Origin of the sequence: Bacillus sp. JJ1773 (genome assembly GCF_036962035.1) — a bacterium.
Classification (GTDB): Bacteria; Bacillota; Bacilli; order Bacillales; family Cytobacillaceae; genus Cytobacillus.
Window position 1 is genome coordinate 1 of record NZ_JBALNX010000059.1, and the last position, 2,349, is coordinate 2,349.

General features: G+C 42.8%; 2 protein-coding genes and 11 tRNA genes. 1 reads left to right on the forward strand and 12 read right to left on the reverse strand.

The window, feature by feature from the left end:
- Positions 1-22 precede the first annotated feature (22 nt).
- The 12 genes from V7127_RS17995 to V7127_RS18050 form a co-directional block, all read right to left on the reverse strand.
- Positions 23-96: transfer RNA gene (locus V7127_RS17995), tRNA-Gly, on the reverse strand.
- A 22-nt stretch (positions 97-118) separates the two neighbouring features.
- A tRNA-Pro gene (locus V7127_RS18000) sits at positions 119-195 on the reverse strand.
- A gap of 4 nt (positions 196-199) precedes the next feature.
- A tRNA-Arg gene (locus tag V7127_RS18005) sits at positions 200-276 on the reverse strand.
- 60 nt (positions 277-336) lie between these two features.
- Positions 337-422 (reverse strand) — tRNA-Leu (locus tag V7127_RS18010).
- 62 nt (positions 423-484) lie between these two features.
- Positions 485-569, reverse strand: a tRNA-Leu gene (locus V7127_RS18015).
- A gap of 55 nt (positions 570-624) precedes the next feature.
- Positions 625-700 (reverse strand) — tRNA-Lys (locus V7127_RS18020).
- A gap of 110 nt (positions 701-810) precedes the next feature.
- Positions 811-885 (reverse strand) — tRNA-Gln (locus V7127_RS18025).
- Between the two features lie 12 nt (positions 886-897).
- A tRNA-Asp gene (locus V7127_RS18030) sits at positions 898-974 on the reverse strand.
- A gap of 21 nt (positions 975-995) precedes the next feature.
- Positions 996-1,067: transfer RNA gene (locus V7127_RS18035), tRNA-Glu, on the reverse strand.
- A 15-nt stretch (positions 1,068-1,082) separates the two neighbouring features.
- A tRNA-Ser gene (locus V7127_RS18040) sits at positions 1,083-1,173 on the reverse strand.
- Positions 1,174-1,178: 5 nt separating this feature from the next.
- Positions 1,179-1,253 (reverse strand) — tRNA-Asn (locus tag V7127_RS18045).
- 146 nt (positions 1,254-1,399) lie between these two features.
- Positions 1,400-1,873, reverse strand: coding sequence for a SprT family protein (locus V7127_RS18050; protein ID WP_335345489.1), 474 nt, complete (start codon positions 1,871-1,873; stop codon positions 1,400-1,402).
- Positions 1,874-2,052: 179 nt separating this feature from the next.
- Here V7127_RS18050 and cmpA point away from each other — a divergent pair, with 179 nt between their 5' ends.
- On the forward strand, positions 2,053-2,166 hold the full coding sequence (gene cmpA / locus V7127_RS18055; RefSeq protein ID WP_335345490.1) for a cortex morphogenetic protein CmpA: 114 nt from the start codon (positions 2,053-2,055) through the stop codon (positions 2,164-2,166).
- Positions 2,167-2,349: the final 183 nt, after the last annotated feature.

The following is a 2,349-nucleotide window of genomic DNA, read 5'->3' on the forward strand; positions in this document are numbered from 1 at the left end:
CAGTTTTCAAAGAACTATCTTCTGGAGCGGGTGAAGGGAATCGAACCCTCATCAACAGCTTGGAAGGCTGTGGTTTTACCACTAAACTACACCCGCAATATCATTTTATTAATTCTAATGGTCGGGAAGACAGGATTCGAACCTGCGACCCCTTGGTCCCAAACCAAGTGCTCTACCAAGCTGAGCTACTTCCCGTATATGGCGCGCCCGAAAGGAGTCGAACCCATAACCTTCTGATCCGTAGTCAGACGCTCTATCCAATTGAGCTACGGGCGCATTTATTAAAGCAACTTTTATAGTATATCTTGTTTTGTTTCGAATGTCAACAACTTTTTTTGGTGCGGCCGAGAGGACTTGAACCTCCACGGGGTTGCCCCCACTAGGCCCTCAACCTAGCGCGTCTGCCATTCCGCCACGACCGCTTCATAAGAAGCGACAAAGATTATAGTACCAAACATCAAAACGAAATTCAACTGGTATTTATTGGTGCGGGTGAAGGGAGTCGAACCCCCACGCCTTGCGGCGCCAGATCCTAAGTCTGGTGCGTCTGCCAATTCCGCCACACCCGCAAATAAGAATCTTAAACAAAGAAATTAATCGCTTATCCGACTTTTTTGTTTAAGGTGGTGAGCCATGAAGGACTCGAACCTTCGACCCTCTGATTAAAAGTCAGATGCTCTACCGACTGAGCTAATGGCTCGGTATAAGATGTTGTAGTCATAATCTTGCTCCAAAGTCCTGCGGTCTTTGTCGCATTTTTTTAAAAAACCATTCGGCGAAGCAGGGCTTCGAAGATGTTTTTTTAAAAAATGGCTGGGCTAGCTGGATTCGAACCAACGCATGTCGCAGTCAAAGTGCGATGCCTTACCGCTTGGCTATAGCCCATTGAAGTTTATATGGCGGTCCGGACGGGACTCGAACCCGCGACCTCCTGCGTGACAGGCAGGCATTCTAACCAACTGAACTACCGGACCATATTAAATTTTTTATTAAAGTGACCCATACGGGATTCGAACCCGTGTTACCGCCGTGAAAGGGCGGTGTCTTAACCGCTTGACCAATGGGCCATACATAAATATCTCTGGCGGAGAAGGAGGGATTTGAACCCTCGCGCCGCTTACGCGACCTACACCCTTAGCAGGGGCGCCTCTTCAGCCTCTTGAGTACTTCCCCATAAATGGCTCCGCAGGTAGGATTCGAACCTACGACCGTTCGGTTAACAGCCGAATGCTCTACCACTGAGCTACTGCGGAATATTTAACAAAACGCTGTGTTTTTCTCACTAAAGCATCTTGTCGACTCTTACTATTATAAAAACCTAGACATTAAAAGTCAAGAAAGTTTTTTTAAAAAATCTTCTATAGTTTTATGTAAATTTATCTAATTTACTTTAGAGAAATTACCCTTGTTTTAATTCTTCAATTTTTCTTAATCTCCCTTTACACTTTCCGCAAACATATTTTTGTGTATTAATACTTCTTTTCCGTTCATATAATTGCCCGCAATCTTTGCAAGCATATATGATAACTCTTTTAAGCATGGTCTTTTTTGTGCGTTCTGGTAGAGGAGAGCAAAATCTTGGTGCTCCAACGGCTTTCATTAAAAGTCTAAAATCCCGATCTCGATGCTTGTATCCTTTTCCTTCAATATGAAGGTGATAATGGCAAAGCTCATGTTTAATAATTCCGCATAATTCCTCAAACCCGAGCTGATCTAAGTATTTCCTATTTATCTCTATATTATGGGTGTCAAGCATATAACGCCCGCCTGTCGACCTAAGCCTTCCATTAAAACAAGCTTTATGCCGAAACGGATTTCCAAAGCTTTGAAGTGAAATGTCCTCAACTAACTTTTGCAGTTCTAAGTCATCCATCCCATTTTTCCCCTCTAAATTTATGTGAACATGACAACCTATTATAGCATATGTTATATATACCTTTTCTTATTGTAATAAGTTTGATAACCATTTTAATTTTACAATTAAGAAGTTTATTCCCCTACGCTTCTTTATAGATTCTTTCAATTCCGAATTCCTATTAAGGAGGTATTTGTATGCCTGGATGGTTTCTAAATCAAATGCAGAGGGCCTTTTTAGAAAAGGATCGTTCCACTATAAAGTTATTAAATCAATGTTGGTTTTTCTATAGAAAAAAACACTGCTCCTAGAAATGCGGAAGCGCCTTGCCCAGGGGCGACAAGCATAAGACGAACTGGCAGAAAGGTTGTACTTTGACCTTACTGACAGATCGGCTTATGACCTCCGACGTACAGGACGTACTAGTGCCGACGTTGCCACAGGACGTGGCGTTCTTAGTCTGTGTTCGTATAATCGGGCCTTTACGGGCTGTT

What these genes read in the sequence shown, in the direction of transcription:
- V7127_RS18050 (WP_335345489.1), bottom strand. Translation starts at nt 1,873, where the DNA reads ATGGATGACTTAGAACTGCAAAAGTTAGTTGAGGACATTTCACTTCAA.
- cmpA (WP_335345490.1), top strand. Translation starts at nt 2,053, where the DNA reads ATGCCTGGATGGTTTCTAAATCAAATGCAGAGGGCCTTTTTAGAAAAG.